Source organism: Stieleria maiorica (genome assembly GCF_008035925.1).
In the GTDB taxonomy this organism is placed as follows: domain Bacteria; phylum Planctomycetota; class Planctomycetia; order Pirellulales; family Pirellulaceae; genus Stieleria; species Stieleria maiorica.
This window is the reverse complement of sequence record NZ_CP036264.1, coordinates 8446256-8472643: the sequence shown is the minus strand read 5'-3', so window position 1 is coordinate 8472643 and position 26388 is coordinate 8446256. Positions and strand designations below refer to the sequence as shown.

At 59.3% G+C, this 26388-nt stretch carries 21 protein-coding genes; 6 read left to right on the top strand and 15 right to left on the bottom strand.

What is annotated here, in order from left to right; translation table 11 throughout:
- Positions 1-84 precede the first annotated feature (84 nt).
- From Mal15_RS28725 to Mal15_RS28705, 5 genes are all read left to right on the top strand, one after another.
- Entirely contained in the window at positions 85-852 is a 768-nt protein-coding gene (locus Mal15_RS28725) for a metallophosphoesterase family protein (RefSeq protein WP_147870900.1), read from the top strand.
- A complete protein-coding gene (locus Mal15_RS28720; protein WP_147870899.1) occupies positions 853-1632 on the top strand; it encodes a metallophosphoesterase family protein in 780 nt (259 codons plus the stop codon).
- A gap of 358 nt (positions 1633-1990) precedes the next feature.
- On the top strand, positions 1991-3241 hold the full coding sequence (locus tag Mal15_RS28715; protein ID WP_147870898.1) for a DUF1559 domain-containing protein: 1251 nt from the start codon (positions 1991-1993) through the stop codon (positions 3239-3241).
- A gap of 28 nt (positions 3242-3269) precedes the next feature.
- Positions 3270-3464, top strand: coding sequence for a hypothetical protein (locus Mal15_RS28710; protein WP_147870897.1), 195 nt, complete (start codon positions 3270-3272; stop codon positions 3462-3464).
- 382 nt (positions 3465-3846) lie between these two features.
- Positions 3847-4839 (top strand): ThuA domain-containing protein, encoded by a 993-nt coding sequence (locus tag Mal15_RS28705; protein ID WP_147870896.1) that lies wholly within the window; start codon positions 3847-3849, stop codon positions 4837-4839.
- 263 nt (positions 4840-5102) lie between these two features.
- Here the strand turns inward: Mal15_RS28705 and Mal15_RS28700 are convergent, their stop codons facing one another.
- Positions 5103-5558, bottom strand: coding sequence for a DUF3859 domain-containing protein (locus tag Mal15_RS28700; RefSeq protein ID WP_147870895.1), 456 nt, complete (start codon positions 5556-5558; stop codon positions 5103-5105).
- Between the two features lie 94 nt (positions 5559-5652).
- Here Mal15_RS28700 and Mal15_RS28695 point away from each other — a divergent pair, with 94 nt between their 5' ends.
- Positions 5653-6366: a YqjF family protein gene (locus Mal15_RS28695; protein ID WP_147870894.1), complete on the top strand. Its 714-nt coding sequence runs from the start codon at positions 5653-5655 to the stop codon at positions 6364-6366.
- A gap of 116 nt (positions 6367-6482) precedes the next feature.
- Here the strand turns inward: Mal15_RS28695 and Mal15_RS28690 are convergent, their stop codons facing one another.
- The 14 genes from Mal15_RS28690 to folK all read right to left on the bottom strand — a co-directional run bounded on the left by Mal15_RS28690 (position 6483) and on the right by folK (position 26338).
- The gene (locus Mal15_RS28690; RefSeq protein ID WP_147870893.1) at positions 6483-7886 is read right to left on the bottom strand and encodes a multiheme c-type cytochrome; all 1404 of its coding nucleotides are present in this window, start codon (positions 7884-7886) and stop codon (positions 6483-6485) included.
- Between the two features lie 126 nt (positions 7887-8012).
- Positions 8013-9719 carry a prenyltransferase/squalene oxidase repeat-containing protein gene (locus Mal15_RS28685; RefSeq protein ID WP_147870892.1) on the bottom strand — a complete coding sequence of 569 codons (1707 nt, stop codon included), beginning with the start codon at positions 9717-9719 and terminating at the stop codon, positions 8013-8015.
- Positions 9720-10131: 412 nt separating this feature from the next.
- A complete protein-coding gene (locus Mal15_RS28680; protein ID WP_147870891.1) occupies positions 10132-10497 on the bottom strand; it encodes a cytochrome C oxidase subunit IV family protein in 366 nt (121 codons plus the stop codon).
- A gap of 69 nt (positions 10498-10566) precedes the next feature.
- Positions 10567-11841, bottom strand: a complete 1275-nt coding sequence (locus Mal15_RS28675; protein ID WP_147870890.1) for a cytochrome c oxidase subunit 3 — start codon at positions 11839-11841, stop codon at positions 10567-10569.
- Positions 11842-11959: 118 nt separating this feature from the next.
- Entirely contained in the window at positions 11960-13729 is a 1770-nt protein-coding gene (locus Mal15_RS28670) for a cytochrome c oxidase subunit I (protein ID WP_147870889.1), read from the bottom strand.
- Positions 13730-14017: 288 nt separating this feature from the next.
- Complete coding sequence (locus Mal15_RS28665; protein ID WP_233903090.1) at positions 14018-15166, bottom strand: cytochrome c oxidase subunit II; 1149 nt, start codon at positions 15164-15166, stop codon at positions 14018-14020.
- A gap of 81 nt (positions 15167-15247) precedes the next feature.
- The gene (locus tag Mal15_RS28660) at positions 15248-16231 is read right to left on the bottom strand and encodes an SCO family protein (protein WP_147870887.1); all 984 of its coding nucleotides are present in this window, start codon (positions 16229-16231) and stop codon (positions 15248-15250) included.
- Complete coding sequence (locus Mal15_RS28655; protein ID WP_147870886.1) at positions 16206-16535, bottom strand: hypothetical protein; 330 nt, start codon at positions 16533-16535, stop codon at positions 16206-16208. Before Mal15_RS28655 ends, Mal15_RS28660 begins: the two co-directional genes overlap by 26 nt.
- Before the next feature lie 82 nt (positions 16536-16617).
- On the bottom strand, positions 16618-17895 hold the full coding sequence (locus Mal15_RS28650) for a hypothetical protein (RefSeq protein ID WP_147870885.1): 1278 nt from the start codon (positions 17893-17895) through the stop codon (positions 16618-16620).
- A 108-nt stretch (positions 17896-18003) separates the two neighbouring features.
- Complete coding sequence (locus Mal15_RS28645; protein ID WP_233903089.1) at positions 18004-19479, bottom strand: quinol:electron acceptor oxidoreductase subunit ActD; 1476 nt, start codon at positions 19477-19479, stop codon at positions 18004-18006.
- Between the two features lie 43 nt (positions 19480-19522).
- On the bottom strand, positions 19523-20953 hold the full coding sequence (gene nrfD / locus Mal15_RS28640; RefSeq protein WP_147870884.1) for an NrfD/PsrC family molybdoenzyme membrane anchor subunit: 1431 nt from the start codon (positions 20951-20953) through the stop codon (positions 19523-19525).
- Between the two features lie 125 nt (positions 20954-21078).
- On the bottom strand, positions 21079-24411 hold the full coding sequence (locus Mal15_RS28635; RefSeq protein WP_147870883.1) for a TAT-variant-translocated molybdopterin oxidoreductase: 3333 nt from the start codon (positions 24409-24411) through the stop codon (positions 21079-21081).
- Between the two features lie 70 nt (positions 24412-24481).
- Positions 24482-25171: a cytochrome c3 family protein gene (locus Mal15_RS28630; protein WP_147870882.1), complete on the bottom strand. Its 690-nt coding sequence runs from the start codon at positions 25169-25171 to the stop codon at positions 24482-24484.
- Between the two features lie 186 nt (positions 25172-25357).
- Entirely contained in the window at positions 25358-26338 is a 981-nt protein-coding gene (folK, locus tag Mal15_RS28625) for a 2-amino-4-hydroxy-6-hydroxymethyldihydropteridine diphosphokinase (RefSeq protein WP_147870881.1), read from the bottom strand.
- Between the last annotated feature and the right edge of the window lie 50 nt (positions 26339-26388).

The following is a 26388-nucleotide window of genomic DNA, read 5'->3' as shown; positions in this document are numbered from 1 at the left end:
CTTTACAATTCGCTGACCGATGGATTCGTTTGTCGAATCCCATTTGCATCCTCAGCCCTTTTTCCCCCGCCAGGACCAAACAAAGTGAAGCGAGCCCTGATCAGCGACATTCACGGCAACCTTGAAGCGCTGCTCGCGGTTCTGGCCGATATCGGTACCCAATCGGTAGACGAAATTTACTGCCTGGGCGACATCATTGGCTATGGGCCCAATCCCTGTGAATGCCTGGACCAGGTGATGCAACACTGCAAGGTCACCATCTTGGGCAACCACGATCAAGCCGCTTTGTTCGATCCCGACGGATTCAACCCGATGGCGTTGCAGGCGATCTACTGGACCCGCGACCAATTGGACAACGGCCCCGGCAACGCCTCCCAGGTCAACGGTCGCTGGGATTTCCTGGGCGAGCTGCCCCGCTACTACGACGAGGATCAATACAAGTTCGTCCACGGCTCCCCCCGTGACCCGACCAACGAATACGTTTTCCCCGAATACATCTTCGATCAGCGGAAAATGGAAATCCTGTTCGGCAAGGTCAAGCAATACTGCTTCATGGGACACACGCACCTGCCGGGCATCTTCACGACCAACTGCGAATTCATCCAGCCCGATGAGTGCGACTACCAATACCGGCTGACCAGCGAAAAAGCGATGGTCAACGTCGGCAGCGTCGGCCAACCGCGCGACGAAGACAACCGCGCGTGCTACGTCATCCTGGACAAAGACGCCCCCGGCGGGCCGTTGGTGACCTACCGCCGAGTCGAGTACGACATTGAAGCGACCGCCAACAAGATTTACGCCCAACCCGACTTGTCCGACCAACTCGGCGACCGAATCAAACACGGACGTTAAGTGACCCGAACTGCGATCCTAAGCGATATCCACGGCAACCTGACCGCGCTGCGCGCCGTGCTGGAACATGTCCAAACCCAACAAGTCGACCGCATCGTTTGTCTGGGCGACGTCGTCGGCTACGGCCCCCAGCCCTGCGAATGCCTGGACGTGGTGATGGAGTTCGCGTTCTGCGTGCTCGGCAACCACGACAGCAGCGCGCTGTTTGACCCCGAAGGCTTCAACGCGGCAGCCGAACAAGCGATCTTTTGGACCCGCAGCAAGCTGGAGAACCACGCCGGTGAGTCCGCCGAGGACTCCGGACATGCCAACGCCTCGCGGCGACGGTTGGATTTTCTGTGTGCCCTGCCACGCACCATCCGCGAAGAAAACATCCTGTTCGTGCACGGTTCCCCACGCGGACCGACCAACGAATATGTCATGCCCGAAGACATCCAGAACAGCAAGAAGATGGAAAAGCTGTTCTCGCTGGTCCCGCACCTGTGTTTCCAAGGCCACACCCACGTGCCAGGGATCTTCACCACCGACCTGCAGTTTCTCCGTCCCAATGACGTCGCCGAAGGCTATGACGTCAGTGATCCGTCGGCGCGGCTGATGATCAACGTCGGCAGCGTCGGACAACCACGTGATCTGGATCCGCGCAGCTGTTACGTGATCTACGACCAGCAACAGGTCTTCTTTCACCGCGTCGAATACGACATCGAAGACACGATCGCGAAGATCGAAGCCGAGACGGAACTCGATAATTTTCTCGGCTACCGACTCCGCGACGGCCGCTAGGGCTGTCTTTATGAGCCGACGGCGCTAGCCGCGGGCCTTGGATTGCCGTTCGCGACCTGTAAGGCCCGAGGCAAGCGCCGACGGCTCAGTTTGTGATCGAAAGAGAATGATGAGAGGCACCACTCATTCGATTCAGCTAATCTTCCTACCTCCAAAATCTTCCTACCTCCCCACCCCGCCACGACCTGGCGACACTCCCAATGAGCCGCGGGGAAACGAGTGCAAAATCATGGCCGAAAAACCACAAAAGCGACAATGAACCGCATTAACTGACATTTTCGCGGGTAGAACCACCCCAAAAAGGAATACATTGAAGGCTACCCTGCCATTCTTTTCGATTCCTTTTCAGGAGGTTTTTATGAAACGGCATGCGAAATCGGGCTTCACGCTTGTGGAGCTGTTGGTTGTCATCGCCATTATCGGCATTCTGGTCGGGCTGCTGCTGCCGGCAGTCCAAGCGGCTCGCGAGGCGGCGCGACGGATGAGCTGCAGTAACAATTTTCGGCAAATCGGGATCGCCGTGCACAACTACCACGCGGCCTACAAAGAGCTGCCGATGCACGGGGTGGGAACGACCAGCCCCGGCGGCGCCGCCCCCCCATTCGGCCAAACGGGACCGAACCATGACTGGTGGCGAAACTACTCCCACTCCAACTCGTGGCGGCTGAGCGCCCTGGTCGGGCTGACCCCGTTCATGGAGCAGCAAGGGATTTGGGACCAAATCTCCAACCCCAACAACAAGGACGCCGTCGACCCGACGGTGGTCTACAATCCGCCCTGGCCGCCGATGGGACCAGTCCCCACTCAGGCCAGGTACATCCCCTGGGTGACGGAAATCCCGACCCTGCGCTGCCCCAGTGACCCGGGCGTCGGCTTGCCGGCCCTGGGACGAACCAACTACGCCGTCAACTTGGGCGATTCCTGCTATTGGTCGATCCGAGGTGGGCGTCAATTCCCCAACCCGGAAGACGGAACGTACCCGGAAACCAACGGCTGGATGCGGCACTCATTAGCGACCGACCGCGGGATGTTTGTCCAGCACAAGCGGGCCAAATTCCGCGACGTGTTGGATGGCTTGTCCAACACGATCGCGATGGCCGAAATCGCGACCGACTTGGGTGACCGCGACAAACGGACGCTGGCTGATCATGAATCGACCCAAGCATGGGCGTTGATTCGGGACAATCCGAAATGGTGCGAAGATCAAGGTTACCTCGATCCCGATCGTCCTCGATTCTGGGAGCCGAACCTGCGGATGATGAACCGCACCAATGGGCGCGGCTTCCGCTGGGCGGATCACCGAGTCGAGATGACCACGATCCACACGATCCTGCCGCCCAACTCGGAAATCTGTGCCCAACGTAATCCCGGCGGGACCTTCCTGGCACCGCCCAGTAGCCGCCACCAAGGCGGTGCGCACATCCTGATGGGCGATGGGGCGGTCGTGTTCATGACCGATTCGGTCGAAGCCGGAAACAGTCGCGCCGGTATGGTTTGGCGAAATGGTACCGGTGGACAAACCCCCGGCAGCATCAGCCCCTACGGCCTTTGGGGTGCCCTGGGCACACGGGCGAGCAATGAAACGATTGAAGAACAGCTCAATCAATAGTCTTCCGCTTGTCCAAAGGATCCACGCAATGAAATCTCGTTTTTCATGGCCCGTTGTTTGTGCGGCCCTGCTGGCGTTGCCCTCGGCCGGATGCGGAGATCCGCAGCCGAGCAATGTGATGGAGAACGTCGACGAGCAAGCGTTTGCCGATTATGAACGCATGATCTCCGAAGACGCGAACGTCCAAAACGATGCGGAGCCGGATCAGCAGCGGCCCGAGTAGTCCGCCGCGGACCGATCGTGTGTTTACCTACAAAGCCCCCCGCGAGTCATCGCGGGGGGCTTTTTCTTTTAGCGCGATGTGGTGCTCGGCGCCACTCGTCGGCAGGGCGCCCAGCTACAATGTGGCCGAGACGACGCTGCGGTAGCGACGCCCGCCAACACCTGGAATGCGTATCGAGTTCTGGCTTCCTGTGACGGGCACACGCACCACAGACGAGGTTACCCTCCATCGCAAAGATCACGCGGAGTGTGTGGCGGGAGCCACTCACGCACCAGCGTTCCCGGGCGGAGCCTGGGAACGAGGCGTGGGGGGATGTCTTAGAATTGCTCTCCCTGTCAGCTCTTTTTCAAACTCCACCATTTTGTTCGACAACACCACCATCATGAATCGAGTCACTCGCCGCGCGATCACCGTCGCACTGCTGTCCGTCTTTGTCATCACAGCCCTTCCCGGATTTCAGGCCCAAGCGAGTGCTGAAGACGCGAAACTTCGGGCGTTGATCATCGACGGTCAAAACAATCACACCGCTTGGCCCCAAACCACGATGATGACGAAGAAATACCTGGAGGATTCAGGCCGCTTCACCGTCGACATCCAGCGGACGCAATTCACTTGGAAAGGCGGCAAACTGCTCGAACAATTCCCGCTCGAGGACGGCAAGCAGTACCAGGACCTGCCCCAACCCAAATCGGATCCGGATTTCAAACCCGACTTCGCCGACTACGACGTCGTGATCAGCAACTTCGGTTGGAACGCGGCGCCCTGGCCCGAAGCGACCCAAAAGGCATTGGAGGGCTTCATCGGAGGTGGCGGCGGTCTGGTCGTGATTCACGCCGCCGACAACTCGTTCGCCGAATGGAACGAGTTCAACAAGATGATCGGCCTGGGCGGCTGGGGCGGCCGAAACGAAGAATCCGGCCCCTACGTCTACCTGAATCTGGACGGCGAAGTCGTCCGCGACACCAGCGCCGGACCGGGCGGGAACCACGGGCCGGCGCACGAGTACCAGGTCGTCGTCCGCACGCCCGATCACCCGATCGTCAAAGGTCTGCCGAGCGCCTGGATGCACACCAAAGACGAACTGTATCAAAAGCTCCGCGGACCGGCGGTCAACATGACCATCCTGGCCACCGCCTACGCCGACCCCCAATACAAAGGGACCGGCCGCCACGAACCCAAGCTAATGACGATCGACTACGGCAAGGGGCGGATCTTCCACACCACGATGGGACACGACGCAGTCTCCTTCAGCGGCGTCGGGTTCATCACCACGTTGGTCCGCGGCTGTGAATGGGCGGCGACGGGCGACGTGACCTTGACCGACGTGCCGGAGGATTTCCCGAGTCCGACGGAAAGTAGCGCGCGGGAGTTTTAGCGGCTCAGGTCCGAGAGGACAGAAAAATGGGGGGCAGAAAAATGGAGTTGGGCTGAATCGAAGGACAAGAAAATGGGTGACAAGAAAATCGAATGCTCGGAAATACTTTCGATCACAAACTGAGCCGCGGGCGCTAGCCTCGGGCCTTACACGTCTCGAAGGGCGATCCAAGGCCCGCGGCTAGCGCCGTCGGCTCATAAAGTACGTGGCATTGGGCGCGAGCCTACGGGCCCATCCGTAGCGGTACTGGTCGTTGCAGGATGCTAAAGCCCGGGGATCCATAGCAGGCGATACTGGCGGCGCAGCGGTTCGGCGGCGCGCCGCTGGTTGGCGGGGTCATAGATTTCGAAACTTTGCTCAGCCACGATTTGGTCTTCCAAAGTGAGCGTCATTCGCCAGGTGCCGAGTTTGTCATGGATCGGTTCCCAAACGGTGTCGCCCAGATAGAAATCCCAGTCATTTGTTTTCACGTAGACCACGTCTTCGAAGGGTGGGCGACGTTTGCCCTTGGCATCTCGAATCCCGGGGTGGTCGATGCAAAAGTGCAGCGGCAGATTCTTGCCGCCGACCACGTTGATCACCAACCCGAATTCGACGTCCACCTCCGCCGGGATCCACGTCGTGCATTCCAGAAACGACGGCAATTCCTTCGACCCGGAATCCCATTTCGAATACCGTCCATAGGTTCGCACACTGACTTCAGGTCTCTGTTTCGTCATCGGTTTTGGTCCTCCGGTCGTTTTGGCGAATCTTCGAAAGTCTTGGCGACCTCCGCCACCGCATCAACCCTATCTTCAAAAATGGGCGACATCGATGATCGATCGCTTGGCACCCTCGCAACGACCTCCCGGAGCCAATTCAGGCACGCAACGTTGGGAATCATTGCTGTTTTGTCACTGGGAAATCGATCCGGCCCAACTGCGGCCCCATCTTCCCGCTGCGATGGAATTGGACACGTACGACGGCCGCGCGTTCGTCGGGATCGTTCCCTTTAAGATGCGCCACATTCGCCCGTCCTGGCTGCCACACCGCTTCGCATTCAACTTTCTGGAAACCAACGTCCGCACCTATGTGGTCCACAACGACCGCCCCGGCGTCTACTTCTTTTCACTTGACGCCAGTTCCCGTTTGGCGGTCATGGCGGCACGGATCGGTTGGTCGCTGCCCTACCATTTCGCTCGGATGTCCAGCGAACAATGTGGCGACGAGCAAATCTACCAGAGCGTTCGCCGCGGCGGACATGCCAAACACCGAGTCGCGTTTCGCGTGACCGATCACTTGGGCCCCTCCGTCCCCGACTCGCTGGAACACTTTTTGTTTGAACGCTACTTGTTGTTCGTCGAAAAGAACCGGCATGTGTATTGCGGCCAAGTCCACCACGATCCCTATGACGTCTGGTCGGCCGAAGTGACGGAGATCGACGACCAGCTGGTCACCGCCGCCGGGCTACCGAATCCGCAGCAACAGCCCGCACTCGCGCACTTCTCCCCCGGTGTGGACGTCGAAGTGTTCGCCATTGCAAGGTAGCGACCTTCGCCAGAAGCTGGATCCCGCCGTAACGTCCACGCTCTGGCGAGCGTAGCTACGACAACAGAGCCCTGACCAGCTGGAGCGGCGTGGCGTTGATCTGTCCGGGTAGCACCCTACCGACCGATCGACCGTAGATATGCCTCGGTCAGGTCCTGGTCCACGCGAATGTGGTGGTCACGAAGGGGCGGAAAGACCTTCCCTTGCGACGTGTCCATGAACATGTGTTCGCTCGCCCCGGCCGGCATGTGGCAATCGATACAGTTTTCCCCCAACTGCCGACCGAGCATCGGTTCCATGCCACAATTCGATGCCTGGTGACATTGCAGACAGCGTTTTGAAAACAGTTTGCGATTGCCGCGTTCGCTTTGGTGCGGATTGTGACACGTCGTGCACGTCATGTCGCTTTCGGTAAAACACGCACTTTCGCCCAATCGCACCAACTGGTTACTCGAATGAACGCCACCGGCCACGTCCGTCGGCGGCGGGTCATAGTGATCCGACAGCTCATCGCCGGGACGGAACTGATACGGCTGGCCTTTCAGCTTCGGCATCCCGTAATGGCACTGTCCGCAAATCTCCAATTGTTGTTGCCGCGAGAGCGATGCAGGATGCGTGATGAATCGCGATTTCTTCTCGTCGGGATTCTGTTGATGAAATTGCACATGATCTCGTCCCGGACCGTGGCAACGTTCGCATGAAATCCCCAGCACCAGCGACTCGGGGGTGTAGTGATTCGGCAAGCCCCGAACGTCTGCCCAGGTCGTATGACATTCCAAACAGCGGTAGGTGACCGGTCGGTTATAGATCGCTTGACCGTCAGGGTAGCCGGGGCTGTTGACCCAGCCGGCGGTGCTGGTGATGTACGAAACGTTCATTTGGAAAAGCGCATCGTCGTGCCAGAACAAATACGTCTGCCCGAGTTTGGACGACCCGGTTGACAGGTCGAACGGAATATCACATTTCCATCCGAACAGCGAAACCTGTTGAAACAATCGTTCGTCGCGCCGGATCATCTTGAACGATAGATTCGGGCTGGTCGTCGACAATGTGTTGGCGGGTGGCTGAAATGAACCGGCGATCGTCGCCTGGCTGGCGATCGCACTGGTGCGGTGATGAGCGGTGTGAACGAACGACGCATGGCGATCTTGGTGACACGGCTGGCACGCGTCGGCCCCCAGAAACCCTGGGTTCGCGTTGACCGGCGCCAAGTCCTTGGCAGGGCTGGGAATCATTTGCGGACGAAACGGCAGCATCAACTCACTCTCGTCTCCCCGTTTCGAAACGAACCAGTTGCCGCCCGGCTCCCAATCGACGGTGAAATCCGCCGGTGGGGGCGCATTGTTCGTCTTGGTTGATTGCGATGACGGATTCAATTCGGAATCGTTGTCCCAACCGTCGGCTCGGTCGACTTTTTCAAGCAGACGAGCGGCATCGCGTTCGGCATCTTGCCGCGAATTGATGTAAACGATCCCCGCGATCAACAGAATCGATAATCCGAACAGGATGCTTTTTCGCATGTTGATTCACGACGCGCAGTGAGCGGGCTTGGGGCGAGATCGCAGGTGACGTGTACCGCAAGATCTCGATCCATTGTATCGGGCGGATCATTGTATCGGGCGGATCGTCAGCAAGTCATGCAACGGTCACAGCGGAAACTCCGGCGGCTGCTCGTACAGCGGCAAGAACCGATAGTAGACTTCTAAAATCAGCGCGCACATCGCGGTCGTGTAGACACGACCGCCGACATCGCCCCATTGGTCCTGAAAATGCCAGCTGCCGGCTTCATGCCCTTCGGTCGCCTGGCTGCGCACCAGATGGTCACGCAATTGATCGTTCCAGGTCTCCCAGTCACGATGACGAAAATGGTGCAGCGCCATCGTCGCGTAATAATCGTGATACACGTTGGTCAGCGTCGGACCATCTTCGGCCAGTTTGTGAACCGCGTCATCAAACGGCGTGTACCCCGGCGTTTGTCCCAAATACATCAACAACGCCAGCGCGATCGCGGTCGTCGTCTTCTCCGCTTTCGGCGATCGATAACCGAACTGATACTCCGGTTCTTCGCGAACGCTCATCAGAAACGCTTTCGCCCGGCTGAACGTATCGCTGCGGGTTTGAATCCCTGCCTTGCGGGCGCCGATCAGCGACAGGATTTGCCAGCCGGTCAGAGTGGTGTCGCCGGGGCTTCCGGGCGTGTAGCCCCACGATCCGTTCTGGTGCTGGGCGATCACGGTAAACCGCGTGCCGAGGTTGGCGTAATGATACAAATCGCTGTCATAGCGCTCGTCATGCTTGGTCATCCCCAAGGCTTCGGAAATCGCCATCAGCGCGATCCCCTGCCCGTACATGCTGCCGCCTTGCTGCCAGTCGTATCCGAACTGAGACTCTGCCGCGGTGCTGCGCAGGTAGTAAAGCCCCCGCTGGACAACATCCTGGTATGGCCCGGTCTCGGAGGTGTAGCCTGCGCCCAAGAACGCCAGCAGTGCGAGTCCTGTCGCTGCGGTTGAGGGCGTCGGGGTGTCGTCGTTCTCCTTCCGGCCGTGCCGACATCGCCCCTCGCAGGGAGCCAAACGCAGATCGAACGACCAGGACCCGTCGTGTCGTTGATGGTTCGCCAGCCAGCGCAACGCGTTCTCCACCGCCGCCTCGCTGGCCGCCGTCGCGCCGTAGCGGTCACCGTACTTCTTTCTCCCCTCCGGCGTCCGCGCGGACATCCCACCACCGCCGATGAAGACGACTTGCTCGGATGCCAAAGCGGCACCGCCCGTCAGCGATCCGACCAACGATTTTTCGTCGATCGCCGTTGCTTGTTCGGGTGCGACGATCGACGCGTTGGCAAGGTGGTCGCTGACAACCAAAGCCTCGACTTCGACGGGCAACTCCTGCGACTCGTTCTGATTCTCCGACGTCGCCTCGGTAATGGTGATGCTTTCCAGCCGCGTCGTCGATTCCGGCCCCGACCAGGCCCCTTCGATCAACAGCCCCCGCTCGGTGCCTCCCAGCCGGTACGTTAAAAGCGCCAGAATGATCAATGCGATCAGGTGCAACGCGGCGCTGGCCAGCCAGGACGAATTGCGAATCGTCGCCAACCGGGCAAAGATCCCTCGCGGCTGCTGGTCCGCGGCCGCATCCGGGTCGACTGCCAGACTCCCGTCCTGGCCTTCCGATCGAGCCGTGACCGGCGGGACGGCCGTTGGTGGCGACGCCACCCCCACGCCAGATTCAGCTTGCGCCGACGTCCGACGCTGGCCTGTCGAAGCGATCGGCGGCGCGTCACGCCACCGCGCACTCGAATCGGTCGGCGTTGAATCGGTCTGCGTTGAATCGGTCAGGGCAGTTTTGCGGGTCACGGCAGGCCGGACTGACGGAAAAAGTTCGCCGCAAAAAGACAAAAGCGGCACCGTCCCAGTATAGCTCGCCGCTAAAAACCGGCCCTTCAGCAGCTGCCGGACCAATCTCCGACCGAAAAGTCCTTCGGGACGGGCACCTAGTTAAGACGAAACCCTCCCTGGCAAAGGCCGTGCGGTTTTTACCCCTGAGATAGCAGGAATTTAAGTTCCTCACCCTCTCTGGTAGGACCGTTTTTTATTGAGGTGGTGCGTTCGGGGTAGAGGTCTCGGGAAAACGAAAAAGCCCACGGATAGCAGCGAGAACCCACGGATCCCCGATCACAAAACATCCGTGGGTTCGCGCTGCCATCCGTGGACAATGAACTCGTTGTGGCCCAGGCGGGCGGGGAAAGTGCCTGTGGCCCTGCCCCCGCTACATCTCCGCCGGCGCCGCGACCACGGCGTCATCCAAGACCGGGATGTCGTCTTTGGCCGTTTGGCGACTGTCGAACAACGTGGCCATGATGAACAACCCGACAAACACAAACGATCCGATGAAGCACAGGATGTTGAACGGCTTGTCCCATGCCAAGTGCATGAAGATCGCACCGACCAAAACGGCCTTGATCGTTGCGATCACCATCACGATTAAAACGTCCAAGCTGCCAAAGTTGAAACTCGCTTGAGCGACCGTCAGTACGGTCAGCAGCGTCAGCACGAGGAAGGTCCCGGCCAACAGCGGCAGCGGCAACGGGTGGGCGAAATCGTACCCTTCTTGAGCGTTTTCGTGAGCGGACATGAGAAATCGATTGAATGAAAATGTTTGTTGGAGTTTCTGCCCGACGCCGGGCACCGATGGCAGGCGGCGTTATCGAATCAGGTACATCAGCGGGAACAGGTAGATCCAAATCATATCGACGATGTGCCAATACAATCCGACATAGTCGACTGGGCCGAAGTAGTTGCGATTGAAGTCTTGGCGGATCGAACGGACCAGCAGCCACACCAGGACACCGATCCCGGCGAGGATGTGGATCGCGTGGATCCCGGTCATGCAGTAGTAGATGCTGAAGAACACGCCCGCACGGCTCGGTCGCAGCACGTCTTCGGGGGCACTGGCGATGGTGGCGGCCGTGTCGTCGGTGACGTCATACAAAATGCCGCCGCCGGATCGCTGCGATTGAGCCCGGCGTGCGGCCAATTCGTCTTGCAGCCCCGTGTTGGTCGCATCACTCGCCAGACGCTCGATGACGGCCAAGTCGGTGCTCTGGTTCACCATCGCGCCAGCTGGCGGCAGCTCGACCACGGCTTCGGCCTCAGACGCTTCGGCATGCTCCGCGTGTTCGCCTTCTTTCTCATGCGAATGACCTTCGCCATGATCTGCCGCAGCACCGTGTTCGCCATCAACTGCAGCCACGACCGCGTGGCCATCCTCGTGATGCCCTTCGTCACCGCCGCTTTCCAGGATCGTTCCCAGGCCGACACCGACGAAAAAGCACAGGCAGACCACCATCAGCGGTTTGGCACATTCGAATTGAAACTTCGCTCCCCGTAGGAAACTGACCACCAACCAGACCGCAACGGCGGCAGTGATGACCACGAACGGGGCACAGATATAAGCCAGGTAATTCGGGCCGCCGACCGGATGCGGGTTGCTGGGGTCGTAGCTGAACAAGCCGGCGGGCAACAGTCCCAAATGCCACTTGTGTGAATACTCGATCGCTTTGACACCCAAGAACATGGTCGCACAGGAAAGCGTCGTCGCCAGCATCGCCGTCAGCAGCTTGTGCTGTTCTTTCTGGGCACAACGAACGCCCCAGGCCATCGTGAACGAGCTGAACAACAGCACGCCGGTGTTGATCGCGCCGAGCTTGGTATTCAAAAACTGGCTGCAGCCTTCGAACACCTCAGGCCGCCAGGCACGAAAAATCGCATAGGCACAGAACATCCCGCTGAAGAACAGGACTTCCGTCACTAGGAACAGCCACATTCCCAACTTGCCGCTGTCGAATTGCTGCTCGGGCGTGTCGAAATGGTGCGCCAGGTACGACGGATGATCGTGATCACCGTGGCCATGGTCGGAATGTCCGTGACCGGGTTGTTCATGTGCGTCGGACACGAGCCCAGCGTCGGTAGTAGCCATTGAATGAGTCAAGCAAGCGAAGGAATGAAAAACAAATACAACTTTTTACGATAACAATGGACCGAATCGCACGTCATCTGGATGCGAGGATCCGGTCGATGGTGAACCCGCCGGCGTTCTATTCACCGGCGTGGGCGGGCGTCTCCGCGGGCGTCTTTGACGGAACGACCTCGCGTTCCGGCACGACCTTCACATAGCGATCCAATTCGGTGTCCCAACGGATGTCGCCGAACTCGTAGGGGTCACCCACCACCGGAGCACGCTCGAAATTGTAAAACGGCGGCGGGGACGTGCAATTCCACTCCAGCGTCGCACCGCCCCAGGGGTTGGCCGGAGCCTTTTTGCCGTTGATCAGTGACATGATCAACACGAACAAGGCCACGAATAGACCGACGCCCAGGATCAGTGCCCCGTAGGTACTCATCTGGTGCAGCGGCGCGAACTCGGGGTCGTACGTCGCATAGCGACGCGGCATCCCGCGGCTGCCCAAAATGAACTGGGGCAGGAAGGTCAAGTTAAACCCGATGAAGACCAGTGCGGCGGAGATCAATCCGCCCGCCTCGCTGTACATCTTGCCGACCATCTTGGGCCACCAGTGGAACACACCGCCCAGGAAGGAGACCACGGTTCCGCCGACCATCACGTAGTGGAAGTGGGCCACCACGAAATAGGTGTCGTGCAGGTGCATGTCGGTCGCCAGCGTCCCCAGGTGCAACCCGGTCAAGCCGCCGATGGTGAACAGGAAGATGAAGGCGATCGCATAGACCATCGGGGTGGTCAAACTGATCGACCCTTTGAACATCGTCGCCACCCAGTTGAACACCTTGATCGCCGATGGCACCGAAACGGTGAACGTCAACGCGCTGAAGATGATCGTGGTGATCGGGCTCATCCCGCTGGTGAACATGTGGTGTCCCCACACGATGAAGCTCAACAGTGCGATCGCGATCGACGAATAGGCGATGAAGCGATAGCCGAAGATTCGCTTGTGGCTGTGCACGCTGATCAGCTCGCTGATAATGCCGAAGGCCGGCAAAATCATGATGTATACCGCCGGGTGGCTGTAGAACCAAAAGAAGTGCTGGAACGTCACCGGGTCCCCGTTGTACTCGGGATCAAAAATCCCGATGTGCATGGTGCGTTCGGCGATCAACAACAACAGCGTGATCCCCAACACCGGCGTGGCCAGAACTTGGATGATGCTGGTCGAATAGGTCGCCCAAAGGAACAGCGGCATGCGGAACCAAGTCATTCCCGGCGGCCGCATCGTGTTGATCGTGACGATGAAGTTCAACCCGGTGAAGATCGAACTGAAACCCAGGATAAACGCACCGGTGGTGGCCAAGATCACCGACGAATCGGTCGTCGTGCTGTAGGGCGTGTAGAACGTCCAACCGGTGTCCAATCCGCTGGCCAACAGCGCCATGACGAAGAACACCGCACCGCCGACCCACAGGTAGAAACTGCTCAGGTTCAAACGTGGAAACGCGACGTCCTTCGCTCCCAGCATCACCGGCACCAGGAAGTTGCCCAGTGCGGCCGGAATGCTGGGGATGATGAACAGGAACACCATGATCGCCCCGTGCAGCGTGAACACCTGGTTGTAGATGTCGTTGGGAGCCTTGTCCGGGGCCAGCCATTTGAACAGGCCGTTGTTGAACAGGATCCCGTCGGGGGCGAACAGGTGCAGACGGATGCCCAACGCCAGCAGCCCGCCCAACAGGAACGCGGACGACACGCCGACCAGATACATCATGCCGATGCGTTTGTGATCCAGCGTGAACGCCCAACTCAAGATCCCCTTGGAGTTGGTCAGGTAGTTCTCTTGCGGAGTCGGATAGCCAGGGTCTTTGACTTCATAGCCCGACGGCACGGATCCTGCAGACATCTCTTACCTCGATGGAAACTTCATTCGGTCAGAGCACGCGACCGACCTCCAAAGTGTTCCCGGCGGATGAATTCCGCGGGACGACCGGAGACCGCTTCGGCGGCGTACCTTGCTACTGAATGCTTTCTTTTGGATTCACAAATGGGTTGGTTGTTGATTCAGGGGTCAACCGCAACCGCGATTGTCCCAGATTTCCCGAGTGTTCGGGAGTCAAATTGCGGAGATCACTCCGATCTGTGTTTTGATTTACTGTGTGTTGATTTATTCTGTGGCGTCACCGCACCGCGATCATTCGACCGACACGGGCTCGGCGTCCTCGGCCGCCGCGTCGTCGGTCTGTTCGGCCACCGACGCGTCTCCCAGGCTCTTGATGAACTCGATCAGACTGTAAATGTCGTCGTCGGACAGCTGGCCTTTGTAGCTGGGCATCACCGGTTGGTAGGCAACGCCTTGCTGAATGGCAACTTTGGCTTTCGGGTTGAGGATTGATTCGCGGATGTAATTTTCGTCCACCTTGACCGGATCGCCGCCGACGATCTCTCGCATCGTGCCGAAGCTGCCCTGGTAGGAGGGGCCCACCATGCGTGTGCCATCGATCGAGTGGCAGCTCTTGCAACCGCGACGCTCGTACAACTTGGCACCATAGGCGGCCGGCGATTCGTCCGGGCCACGCGAACTGTATTTCTTGATCCAGGCCTCCAGCTCCGCTTGGGTCTCATGAACGACCACGACCGTCTGCATTTCCGAGTGGTTCGTTCCGCAGTATTCGGCACAGTAAAGGTCGTAGAAGGTGTATCCGTCGGGCGTGCACTGCCGCGCGTCGTAGTCCCAAGACAGATTTTCTTCCTTGTCCTTGGCGGCCAGCTGATTGAGCTCTTCGTCCGACATCACCTTTTCGCTCGGCTCCATCGCCTTGAACCAGAGATAGTTGAAGCGGCCCGGCACGATATCCTTCTTCACCCGAAATGCCGGGATGTACAGACTGTGAATGACGTCCTTGCTGGTCATCGTCAACTTGGTCGGTTCCCCGGCGACGACATGCAGTTCGGGGTGAATCACCCCGTTTCCGTAGTTCATCCCCCAGCCCCACTTGTAGGCGTCGACGCCGACGTTGTAGGCACCTTCGGGGATCGAACGCATGTCCAGGAAACCGCGGGCACCGAAGTAGAACATCACGACCAACAGAAACGATGGACCGATCGACCAAACCAATTCCAGAGTCGTGTTGTGATCAGTCTGGCTGTCGGCCGGTTCGCCCTTCGCCTTTCGATACTTCCACGCGAAGCCGAACAACGCCACCCCGATCGGGATGAAAAACACGACGCAGACGATGCTGATGAAGTGAAACACCCAGTCGGATTCGCCGGAAAACGACGACGCGGATTTTGGGAAAACCGAGAGCTTGCTGCTGGTGTAGTCGCCTAACAGAGACATCATCACGGGAGTTGTTTGTGTCATTGGAAAAGGAAAGTGTTCGTTTACCGACGGCTGCCTCCGGGCAGCCCTCATTGAGTGTCGTTATCTGCCGTTGTCGCTATCGCCAGGCGGCGACGTTTGATCGGCGGCCTTTGTTTCGCCAACGGCTTGTGAATCGCTAACGGCTTGGGGGTTGCCCTTGCGTCCGACCCAGTAGGGCACCAACGCGGTCAACAACACGCCGATGAATCCCAGACCGCACAGTCGCATGATTCGCCACGCGTGCGGGGTGTAGGAATTGGAATCCGGGTCGTAGCTGTAGCACCACAATATGAACTGATCGACCGCGTTACCCACGGTCCCCTCACCGGCCTCGACCAACGCTAATTTCAATTGCTCCGGCGGAAAGTCGATCGACAGCGAATAACGCGTGATCACACCGTCGGGCGAAACGAACGCCAGCATCGCCGGGTGGTTGTATTGTTTGTTGGCCGCGTCGTAGCGGTACTGGAACCCCAACGTGTCGGCGAGTTTGGTAATGATCGGTTGCTTGGCGGTGGCAAAGGTCCACCCCTGGGCCGCAGCGGGCTGGTTGGACAACACCGACACGTATTTGTCTTTGGTTTCCGCCGCACGACGACTCGTTTCCTTGGGGTCGATGCTGACGGTCAAAATCCGAAAGTCTTTATTCAGTTGTAATTCCAGCTGATTGAGCGACTCGGTCAACTTGTTCAGCTGGACGCTGCACAACATCGGACAATCGCTGTAATTGAGCGTCACGATGGTGGGCAGATTGCCATTGATGACGTACCCGGTCTTGATCGCCCGGCCTTCGGAATCGGTCAGCGGCAAATTGGTCGGAATCGTTTCGCCCAAGTTCTGAACGACGGTGATGCCCCGTGCCTCCGGCGGCAGCCCCTCGTTCAAATCGACTTTGGACCCCAGACGGACCGCATCCTGAGCCACCACGTCGCGCGGCGCGCACAGCACCGCGACGAGCGTCAAGGCGATCGCGGCGGCAAGGCACGCACTGCCTGGATGGCTGGATGGGACGGGTGCGTTAGGTGGCGTCTTTCGTGTCGGCATCGTTTGAGTGATTGTCGGATTCCGCTTGGCTTTCCTTCGCCACCAATTTCATCGCCTCGGAGATCGGAATGGTGACATTTCCGGTCAGCGGATCCGCCCCATAGTTGGAAACGGTATCGAGCTGTTTGTTCAAAATCGCATTCTGTCGCTTGTAGCTGCTCTCAGCCTGCAATTGGCTTTGATGGGCATCCACCAACAGAAAGTACACGTACTGAACCGCCAAAATGGTCACCGCCGTCACAACGACGGAGGCAATTCCGATGATGAAAATCTGTCGGGTGTTCAGGTCGTCGTATTTGGCCATGGCTCTCTTTCGAAGTTTATCGAGCGGACGATGTCTGGAGGGCTAAAAAACAGGGACGTGCGACGCGGTGTCCCCTAAAACGCTAAATATTTTCGAAAATGATCGATTCACGCAGCCGTGGATCACGCACCGGGACGATGCGATTGCCCCCCGCCACGCGAAGCACCAACCCGACCACCAGCGCCGTCATCCCGATCACACACAGCAGGCTCGCCAGGATCCCCAAGCCGCCGCCGAAGCTGGGAACGGTATGCTGCTCGACCATGCGGGCTTCGGGCATCACGATCCAGTAAATGTCGATGAAGTGGACGACCAGGATGTAGGCCGCCCAAAACGCCATCACACCGGGACGGCGGCGGACATGCCGGCTCATCGTCCCGAAGAACGGCAATAACCAGTGAAAGAAAATCAGCCCGATCGACAGGTATCCGAACCCGCCTTCCTGGCGGCTGAAGAACCATTCGGTTTCTTCCGGAATGTTGCCGTACCAGATCAGCATGTATTGGCTGAACGAGATGTACGTCCAGAAGACGATGAACCCGAAAATGTACTTGCCCAAGTCATGGTAGTGCTCCGGCGTGACTTCTTCTTTGAGCGCCCCGGCCCGCTGCAACACATAGGTCAGCAAGGTGATCGCACAGTGGGCGGCCAGGATTCCGCCGGCGAACATGTACACCCCGAACATGGTCGAGAACCACATCGGCGCCAGGCTCATGCCCCAGTCAAACGCGGCAAAGCTAAGCGAAAGCGAAAACGCCATCACGGCCGGGCCGGACCAATACTGCATCCGATCAGTCGCCGCCCGCTCGCCGGTCTCGTCCTGGTTGACGCTGCCCCGCCAGTAATAGACGGCCAGCGCTCCCCAGATGCCGAAGTAAATCAACGCACGCACCAGGAAAAACGGTCCGTTGAGAAACAGCTTTTTGGTTTCCCACATGTTTTCGTCCAAGTGCAGCTTGGACGCATATTCCGAATCGGTCCAGACGAACAGGGTTCCCTCGCTGAACACCGAAAACAGGATCGGCAGGAACAGGAACGCCATCGGGATGGTCATGATCATCATGCATTCGGCCACACGCCGTACCACGACGCTCCAACCGGCACGCACCAGGTGCTGGATCAAGACGAAGAACAAACATCCCAGCACGATCGTCAACACATACAGGAACGCCGTCAGGTAAGCCGACATTCCGAACCGCGGCATGTCCGCATCGCTGACGGAGAATGCCAAGCCCATGCCGATCAGCAGGGCGACAAGTCCGCCACCTAACAGCGGCATCTGCAAACTGCGGAGTGATGCAGGCAGCTGGAAGGCCGGGTCATCGGCCGGTTTAACAGCGGGAGCAGCGTGTTCTGACATGGTCAAATCGGTTGTCGTATAACTGCGGTGACGCGAGCGCGACCGCGTGGGCGTGTGAGGTTTGGGGGTTGGTTCTGCGACACCGACCGGGCGGTGTCTTTCGGGTGGTTATTGCTGTGCTTGCTGGCGCGCCGCCGCGGCCTTTTCGGCTTCTTCGGCCTGACGTTTCAGTTCGGCCTTGGCTTCTTCGACCGCTTTTTCAACGGCAGCCTTTTTCGCATCGGGCACCAAGTCCAGCGACGCGTTTTGGCTTTTCTGCAACGCTCGGACATAAGCGACGATCGCCCAGCGGTCTTTCAATTTGATTTGGCCCGCATATCCGGGCATCTTGCGAATGCCGTTGCTGATCGTTGAAAACAGCTTTCCGTCGGGGTACTTGTCGGCGTACAGGGTCTCTTGGTGCATCGATGCCGGCGGCACCCACGTCGGAGCACTGATCGATTGGGCTCGTTGGTTGACCAGTCCGTTGCCGTACCCGTCCATGCCGTGGCAGACGCTGCAGTAGATCGCGAATTGTTGTTGCCCGATGGCCAGCAACTCGGCGTCGACGGTCAACGGGTTGTTTTCGACCCAGGGCGTCGTGTCCATCACGCTCGCCGGGGCAGCCTCGGTCACTTCGGCGGCTTCTTCCGCTTCTTTTTCCAGCGTTTCCTGTTCCTCCGCTTTGGCTTCGTCGTCGGCTTGCATGTAGGCACGCACCAGACGCTCGACCCGCGGCGGGTCGGACAGCGTCAACGCTTCGACATCGATCCCGGACAGCATGTCCAGCGACTCTTCCATCTGCCCGCGGGCGACGGTGCCGGGGACATCGGACCGCATGGCACGGTTGTCGGCAAACAAACTGGTGACTTGTTGCGCATCCTTGGCCGGCGAGAAATCCATGTCGAAGAAGATATGAAACCGCGGTCTGGAGCTGTTGGTCACCCGCATCGTCAGGATGCAAATCAACGGCACCAGCGACGCGGCCACAGCCAGCCCCCAGATCAAGAAGACCGGCTTGGGCACTTCCTTGGGCGAATCGTCTTCGACCACTTCGTTGATATAGTCGCTGCCGGTATCGGCCATCAGACTGCGTACGCCCGCCGCATCGTAACGTTCATCGCTGGCGTCGACGTACAGGAAGAACCGGTCGTCGGTGGCCCGATCGAATCGCGGGTCGGTGAACATCGGGTTGCTGAACTTCGGCAACCCGTTCAGCGCCCACATCCCGAAGAACGCGCCGAAGGAGGCGAGCAGAATCGTCAGCTCGAACGCCACCGGGATGAACGCCGGCAACGACAGGTAGGGTTTGCCGGAGATGATGTATTTGTAATCGATGCTGTTCATCCAGATCTGCATCGCCAGCGCGATGCACGTCCCGGTCGCCCCCGCGATCAAGCAGATCCACGGCAGCGCCGTCGGCTTGATGCCCAACGCCTTGTCGATCCCGTGAACCGGGAACGGCGTGTAGGCGTCGGTCTTCGTGTAACCGGCGTCCCGAACCCGGCGACAGGCGCTCAGCAACGAATCGACCGTCGTGAACTCGGCCATCATTCCGTGAACGGTCGTTTCTATTTTCGTTTCCGACATAGTTTTTTGATCCATCGAAACAGATCGTTAATGCTTTAAAAATGAATGATTCAGTTTCTCAGTGACCTTCGCCAGCTTCTTCACCGTGACCGTGCAGATGAGCCATGTGCTCTTGCTTGGCCAGCGTCGCTTTGACCTCCGCCATGTTGATCACCGGCAAGGTGCGGCAGAACAACAAGAACAGCGTGAAGAACAACCCGAACGATCCGATCAGCATGCCCCAGTCGACCCAGGTCGGCGTGAAGTACGCCCAAGCACTCGGCAGGTAGTCCCGCGACAAACTGCTGATGACGATCACGAATCGTTCGAACCACATTCCGATATTCACAAAAATCGACACGACAACGATGATCCATGGCGTCGTGCGGGCTTTCTTGAACCAGAAGATCTGCGGGCTGATCACGTTGCACGAAATCATCGTCCAATAAGCCCAGGCGTACGGTCCGAACGCTCGGTTCAGGAACGCGAACTGCTCGGCGGGCACTTGGCCGTACCAGGCGATGAAGAACTCCGTCCCGTACGCCAAACCGACGATCGAGCCGGTCGCCAGGATGATCTTGCACATGTTTTCCAAGTGCCGGATCGTGATCAGTTTTTCCAGATTCAACATCTGACGTGCCGGCACCATCAACGTCAGCACCATCGCGAAACCGCTGAAGATCGCCCCGGCGACGAAGTACGGCGGGAAAATCGTGGTGTGCCAACCGGGGACCTGCGACACGGCAAAGTCGAACGAAACGATCGTATGGACCGACAAAACCAGCGGCGCGGCCAGGGCGGCCAGAATCGCGTAGGCCTTTTCATATCGCATCCAGTGACGCGACGAACCGCTCCAGCCCAGGCACAGAATTCCGTACGCCATGCGGCGGTATTTGTTTTTGGATCGATCACGGAACGTCGCCAAATCCGGCACCATCCCCATGTACCAGAACAGCAACGACACCGTCCCGTAGGTGGACACCGCGAACACGTCCCACAACAGCGGGCTGCGAAATTGCGGCCACATCCACAGATTCAAACTCGGATAGGGCGCCAACCAAAACGCCAACCAGGCACGCCCGACGTGAATCCCCGGGAACGTCCCCGCACAGGCGACCGCAAAAATCGTCATCGCCTCGGCCGCACGGTTGATACTGGTCCGCCATTCCTGACGGAACAGGAACAAAATCGCACTGATCAACGTCCCCGCGTGGCCGATCCCGACCCAAAACACGAAGTTCACGATCGGCCAACCCCAGAAGATCGGCGCCCGGTTACCCCAGACACCCACCCCGGTGTAGATCAAATACACGATCAGCAAACCGAGCATCTGCAGTAACGCAAACGCGACCAAAAAACCTCCGATCCAGCCCTTGCTGGGCGGACGCTCGGCGACCTTACAAACCGCTTCGGTGATGTCGTGGTACGTCGTTTCGCCGAGGACCAACGGGGCGCGTTCGCCGGGGCGTTCGACGGTGTTATCCAATCCGTTTGGAATGGCAAGTGACATGGTCAGTGTTAGCTAGAAAGTGGAAGTGGTTTGTTTGATTTGCTGTCTTCGGGGGACGGTCGCCGGGCACCGATTGCGATCGCCGCAGGATTCGTTTCCGCGAATCACCGCCGGCGACCGAATCGTCAGTGGGCCTTTTCTTTGTGATCACCGTCTTTGTGATCGTGATCATCGCCGTGGTCATCGTGATCACCATGACCGTCGTGATCATCGTGACCATGGTCACCGTGACCGTGATGCGACGTGATCGTTTCCAGGTCGTGCAGTTGCTGCAGCGTCATCAGACGCGGGTGGGGATTTCGAACCCGCGCCAGGTATTCCGTCCGCGGTTTGATGTTCAATTGTTCCAGCACGCCATAGGCCCGGACGTCGCTGTGCTTCTTGGCCACCGCGGAATTCGGATCGGCGATGTTGCCGAACTCGATCGCGTTGGTGGCGCAAGCCGCTTGGCATGCGGTCACGACGTCGCCGTCCTTGATCGCTCGCCCACCGTCTTTGCGAGCTTCGATCTTGGCTTTTTCGACCCGCTGGACACAGTAGGTGCACTTTTCCATCACACCGCGGCCACGCACCGTGACGTCGGGGTTGAGTACCAAGGCCTGCAGTTTTCGGTTGGCCGATTCGATCGCCCCCGGGAAGGCTTTGACCCCGTAGCCGACGCCGACGTCTTCGTTGTAATTGAAGTAGTTGAATCGACGGACTTTCAACGGGCAGTTGTTGGCACAGTAACGCGTTCCGATACAGCGGTTGTAGGCCATCGCGTTGATGCCCTCATTGGTGTGCACGGTCGCGGCGACCGGGCACACCTGCTCGCAAGGTGCCGTCTCACAATGCACACACGCGACCGGCATGTGAACGACCTGGGCGTCTTCGGCATCGCCTTGGAAATAGCGGTCGATTCGCAACCAATGCATTTCGCGGCTGTTTTTGACCTGTTCGGCACCGACGATCGGGATGTTGTTTTCACTCTGGCAGGCGACGACACAGGCGTTGCAGCCGGTGCATTTGGTCAAATCGATCGCCATGCCCCACTGCGGTATGAAATCGAGCGCCGGGTCGGACTCGATTTCTTCGATCGGCTCGGTGCCCAGCGAACCGTACTTGCCCACCTTGGGGACGTGCGGAGCCTTGGGTTGTTCGTTGGCAAACGTCGGCACGTCTTCGAGCAACTTGGTCGTGCCCTCACGGACCAGGTTGTAACTGCGGCGTTCGGTTTCTTCGCGCCCGATGTCGTCGATCGCCCAGTGGTCTTGGGTCGTGGCGAACTCGTATTCGTTGTAATTCGGCCGGCCTTCGACCTGGTACGCGATCATCATCGCGTCGCTGGTCCGCAGCGGCGAAACGTCAAAGCCGACCGCATCGATCCCTTCGGCGGTGAACCCGCCGACCTTGCCGACGCGGGTTCGTCCGTAACCGATCGACGTCATCACGACACCGGGAGCAACACCGGGGACTTCAAAGACGGGCAATTCGATCTTGCTGCCGCCCTTGCGAAGGGTGATGTACAAGCCGTGATGCAGATCCAGCGCCCGAGCGGTCGCGGGGCTCATCATCGCCGCGTTGCCCCAGGTCAACTTGGTGATCGACTGCGGCAATTCCTGCAGCCAACCGTTGTTGGCGAACCGTCCGTCGTACAACCCGTCGGCAGACGTGAAGACGACTTCGATGTCGTCTTGGTTGATGGTCTTGGCCGACGAGACCTCCGGGTCACCGCCGGGCAACTCCGGTGCGGTGCCGGTCACCTCGGCGGTTCGCGCCGCCGAGCGAATGTCTTCGGAGTAGCCGTCGTGAAGCAACTTCCGCCACGCACTCTCGCTGAGCGAGCGACCGCTGACTTCGTCGGCCGTTTGTCGGACGATCTGCATCGGATCGATGACTTCCTCGTCCAACATCAACGCCAAGACTTCCGCGACGGTTCGGCCACCCATCAAGGGCAGGATCTGCGGCTGGCAAACGCCGTACAAACCGTCGTCGTTGATGCAGTCGCTCCAGGATTCCAGCGGATGGGCCAGCGGCAACGACCAATCGCACAACACGGCGGTCTCGTCGTCGTATTCGCCAAGATAAAACGCTTTGCCGCCCTGGCGGACCTTGCCGATCATCCCGGCGACGTCGATGTCACTGGGCGAAGCGAACACGGGATTGTCGCCGAGGATCAACAACGATTCGATGTCGCCGGCGTTGACCGCAGCGGCCAACTCGGCCAGCGACTTGGCTTCCAGGCTCTCGTCCACGCACGGCGTGAACGACTGGGCCTTGCCCAGCGAGCCGAGCTTTTGATTCATCGCGATTCCGGCGGCGACCAGGTCTGCCCCGAGCGATTGGCCGACAATCACCACCGCATCCTCACCGGCTTCGACGATGTCGTGAGCCAAGCAATCCATGAACCGTGACTGTCGCTCGGCGGCCGTGATATCGGGATCGTTGAACGGCAACTCTTCGCCGCCGTGGTCATGCGTTTCGCCGTTCTTGAGTGCGTCGACCATGCGTCCCAACGCGGCCAGGAACGCCGGCATCTGGCTGGGGCGAACCGCCAAACGCGAATCCGCCATCGTGCCGGTCGTCGTGTAACCGCCTTCGACCACGTACAGACGGCTCATTTCGCCGGCCAGCGGGTCACGCCGCTCAGCGAAACTGGACGCCGCGGTGAGCGAACCGGGCTCGCTGCCCAGGAAGTCTGCGCCGAGCGAAAAGATCACCTTGGCCTTGCTGAGATCCAGCACCTGGTTCGACTCGGTCCCCAGCATCTGCTTGGTGGCGTTCCGCATGACGCCGTCGTTGACACCATCAAACCGAGCGATCGTTGCCGCGGGCAGCTTTGCCTTCAGTTTGCCCAGCATGCGAACCGTTGTTGGAGATGCCGTCGGCGACATCAGGACCGCAAAGCCTTTGCCGTCTTCATTGCTAGCCGCCTTTTGGACCGCCGCACGACCGACCGGGACAAACTCTTCCCACTGCGATTCCTGCTTCCGCTCGCCCTCACCGCGCATCAACACCGGTCCGTCGTCGCCGCGAGACCGATCCGGATCATACAGCGACAGGATGGACGCCTGGACATAGGCGTTCGTGCCGCCCGCCGAAGGGTGGCTTTTATTCGGCTCGATGTGTTGCGGGCGACCGTCGAAACAACGGACGAGCAAATTGTGCACCGAACCGGCCAATTCGAAGTTGGTCGCCCGCTCGTAGAACTCACCGGGAACTCGGCCTTCGGGGCGGATCACAAACGGCGCGATAATCTCTTCGGGATAGCGGCACCCCGACACGCCGGCCATCGCCAGCGAGGCACCCATCAGCTGCATCCAGCGTCGCCGCGAAACCCCCTCGGGGAACTCCGAAGCGGCCACCGGAAACTCCCGATGCAGATAATTGTTCTGGAACTCCTCGCTGCCGTGCAGCTCCGAAATACTGCGCCAGTAAGTCGGGGCGTTGCTTTTCGCGTTGGATTCGTTGTGGGTCATATTGGTTCGAATGGATCGGTCGTAAACGGTGTTTACTGGCCAGGGCGGTCAAGCGGACAGAAGGACGGGACTATCGGTGACAGACGGCACAGTGGCGCTGGGGATGGATGTTTTGCTCGGCACGCTGTTTTTCGGCAAACGCGTCTTGGTCCCAGTCCGCCGGCGGCTCCCAGTCCAGCTTGGTGACAAACTCTTTCGGCCGCAGGTGATCGTTGGGGTTTTCGTGGCACTCGATGCACCACGCCATGGAAAGCTGCTCGTGCTGGTACACGACTTCCATCTGGTCGATCCGCCCGTGGCAGCTGACACAACTGACGCCGGAATTCACGTGAGCGGCGTGATTGAAGTAAACGTATTCGGGCAAGTTGTGCACGCGTTTCCATTGCATGCTCTTGCCGGTCTTCCAGCTTTCGTGAATCGGTTTCAGCTTCACGCTGTCGGCATGCACGGCCGCCAACGCGGTTTGCCCCTGGTCGTTGGCCGGGCTGTGACAGTTCACACAGGTCGCCGTCGGCGGAACCGCAGCGTGAGCGGCGTCAAAGACGGTGTTGTGACAGTAACGGCAATCCAATTTCAGCTGGCCGGCGTGAATCGCATGGCTGAACGGCACCGGTTGCTCCGGCTCGTAGCCAATGTTCAAGGTCACCGGGTCGGTCACCAAACCCCCAACAGCGGCAGCAAACAAGCCACCGCCGCCCAAGGCGGCACCGAGAACCAGCAAGAAGGGGTTGGACCAGCGTGGAAACAAAAAACGTTGCATGATCATCGGCCGGGTCAAATCCGGACGCGTTGAAGCAGAAAAGAACGGAAGACAGTTCGGAGCGGAAGTATCGGTCGGGCACTAGCAAATTGGCAAGGGCAGCCGACAAGCGAGCGACATTGTGTCGCGAATTTTTCTTCAGTGGTGTGGGGCGGATCGTCGCACCGACGGTTCAAGCCGCCGATTTCACCACCAACCACCGTCCTCGGTCACCGGATGAGCCGAACAACGCATCGAATCGAGCGCCGAAGCAAGCTCCGAAACCGCCCAATCCAAATCGTCTATCTCCAGCCGGTACTCCGGCCAGCGCCAACCACCAGGCCACATCTGATGAGGCGCCGGCCATCCATTTTCGCTGCTCGTCTTTTGAATCCGAACCAGCAACCGGGGCAAGCCGTCCGACACCACTCCAGACAAGATGGGTCGGCCTTCGCGATCACGTGGCTTAACCCGATTGGGCAACTTTGGCAGAAAGCTGGAGACCCAACGCTGCCCGCCGCACGCGTCGGCGCCCTCTTCAATCGCTGACTCCTCGGTCCGAATAAAAACACCGTGCTCGCCCGCCAACCGGCGGCACAGCACGTCCCGTGTTTCTTGACGACCGGTCACCAGCGCCAGCGAAGCCGCGCCGGCCGATAAATGGTCGGAGATCTCTTGCAGCGTCCAGCCGAATCGCGGATCGCGAAAATGTGCCGCGACATCACAGGCCGGTTGCAACACAAATTGCCGCGCGGTGTAACGCGGATGCGGGACGACCAAGCCGGTGTTCCCGCCGACCAAGTTGCCATGCAAAACGACGTCCAAGTCGATCGATCGCGCATCCCAGCGTCGCCGTCGCTGACGGCCGAGTTCGTGCTCAAGCTGTTGCAGCATCGACAACACGGCCCGCGCCGGGGCCTCGGTTTGGAACACGCCGATCGCGTTGAGAAAGGGTTCCTGGCCCCCTGGGCCTCCGATCGGCGGCGTTTCAAACAGCCGACTGGTTTTCAGTGCATCGCCTTCCAGAATCAGATCGGATGAAGCGATCTGTTTCGCCGCCGACGCGATCAATTCACGTCGGTCCCCGAGGTTGCTGCCAAAACTGATCACGCACTGGGAAACCGGCCGGTGTTTGGCGGCCCGTGTGCCGGGCAGGGGAAGCGACTGGGGGTGACCGGGCTGGTTCATGCCCGGGATTGTAACCCGTTCGCCGCAAATCAGCGATATTCACCCCCGTG

What these genes read in the sequence shown, in the direction of transcription:
- Mal15_RS28715 (WP_147870898.1), top strand. Translation starts at nt 1,991, where the DNA reads ATGAAACGGCATGCGAAATCGGGCTTCACGCTTGTGGAGCTGTTGGTT.
- Mal15_RS28710 (WP_147870897.1), top strand. Translation starts at nt 3,270, where the DNA reads ATGAAATCTCGTTTTTCATGGCCCGTTGTTTGTGCGGCCCTGCTGGCG.
- Mal15_RS28705 (WP_147870896.1), top strand. Translation starts at nt 3,847, where the DNA reads ATGAATCGAGTCACTCGCCGCGCGATCACCGTCGCACTGCTGTCCGTC.
- Mal15_RS28700 (WP_147870895.1), bottom strand. Translation starts at nt 5,558, where the DNA reads ATGACGAAACAGAGACCTGAAGTCAGTGTGCGAACCTATGGACGGTAT.
- Mal15_RS28695 (WP_147870894.1), top strand. Translation starts at nt 5,653, where the DNA reads ATGATCGATCGCTTGGCACCCTCGCAACGACCTCCCGGAGCCAATTCA.
- Mal15_RS28690 (WP_147870893.1), bottom strand. Translation starts at nt 7,886, where the DNA reads ATGCGAAAAAGCATCCTGTTCGGATTATCGATTCTGTTGATCGCGGGG.
- Mal15_RS28680 (WP_147870891.1), bottom strand. Translation starts at nt 10,497, where the DNA reads ATGTCCGCTCACGAAAACGCTCAAGAAGGGTACGATTTCGCCCACCCG.
- Mal15_RS28675 (WP_147870890.1), bottom strand. Translation starts at nt 11,841, where the DNA reads ATGGCTACTACCGACGCTGGGCTCGTGTCCGACGCACATGAACAACCC.
- Mal15_RS28670 (WP_147870889.1), bottom strand. Translation starts at nt 13,729, where the DNA reads ATGTCTGCAGGATCCGTGCCGTCGGGCTATGAAGTCAAAGACCCTGGC.
- Mal15_RS28665 (WP_233903090.1), bottom strand. Translation starts at nt 15,166, where the DNA reads ATGATGTCTCTGTTAGGCGACTACACCAGCAGCAAGCTCTCGGTTTTC.
- Mal15_RS28660 (WP_147870887.1), bottom strand. Translation starts at nt 16,231, where the DNA reads ATGCCGACACGAAAGACGCCACCTAACGCACCCGTCCCATCCAGCCAT.
- Mal15_RS28655 (WP_147870886.1), bottom strand. Translation starts at nt 16,535, where the DNA reads ATGGCCAAATACGACGACCTGAACACCCGACAGATTTTCATCATCGGA.
- Mal15_RS28650 (WP_147870885.1), bottom strand. Translation starts at nt 17,895, where the DNA reads ATGTCAGAACACGCTGCTCCCGCTGTTAAACCGGCCGATGACCCGGCC.
- Mal15_RS28645 (WP_233903089.1), bottom strand. Translation starts at nt 19,479, where the DNA reads ATGGATCAAAAAACTATGTCGGAAACGAAAATAGAAACGACCGTTCAC.
- nrfD (WP_147870884.1), bottom strand. Translation starts at nt 20,953, where the DNA reads ATGTCACTTGCCATTCCAAACGGATTGGATAACACCGTCGAACGCCCC.
- Mal15_RS28635 (WP_147870883.1), bottom strand. Translation starts at nt 24,411, where the DNA reads ATGACCCACAACGAATCCAACGCGAAAAGCAACGCCCCGACTTACTGG.
- Mal15_RS28630 (WP_147870882.1), bottom strand. Translation starts at nt 25,171, where the DNA reads ATGCAACGTTTTTTGTTTCCACGCTGGTCCAACCCCTTCTTGCTGGTT.
- folK (WP_147870881.1), bottom strand. Translation starts at nt 26,338, where the DNA reads ATGAACCAGCCCGGTCACCCCCAGTCGCTTCCCCTGCCCGGCACACGG.